1 protein-coding gene is annotated in these 309 nt (G+C 67.6%); it reads right to left on the bottom strand.

Translation table 11 applies throughout. The features are described 5' to 3' along the window. A partial coding sequence (locus Q8X48_RS29930; protein WP_407802823.1) for a VCBS domain-containing protein occupies window positions 1-309 on the bottom strand: 309 nt, incomplete at both ends.

Genomic DNA, 309 nt, shown 5'->3' on the forward strand with positions numbered 1-309 from the left:
GATCGACCGAGAAGCCGGCCACCAGTGCCGCGGCTTGCGCCGCACCGAGGGTGCCGCCGCTCCAGGCGATGTCGTTGTTGGCGGTCTGGCTGACCGTCACGACGTCGTTGCTGTCCAGATCGGCAAAGCTCAGCGCTCCGCTGTCGCTCAGCGCGGCTGCACCATTGCCTTCGTTCATCGCCCCGGTCGTGTCGTCGATGGTCAGCGTCGGCTGGTCGTTGGTCCCGGTCAGGGTGATCGTCACCGTCTGCGGTGCCGAGGTCGCATTCCCTGCGCCGCTGTCGTCGCTGGCCACCACGGTGTAGGAGA

The sequence above is a fragment of the Pseudomonas sp. QLc11A genome, from assembly GCF_052112305.1.
In the GTDB taxonomy this organism is placed as follows: domain Bacteria; phylum Pseudomonadota; class Gammaproteobacteria; order Pseudomonadales; family Pseudomonadaceae; genus Aquipseudomonas; species Aquipseudomonas laurylsulfatiphila.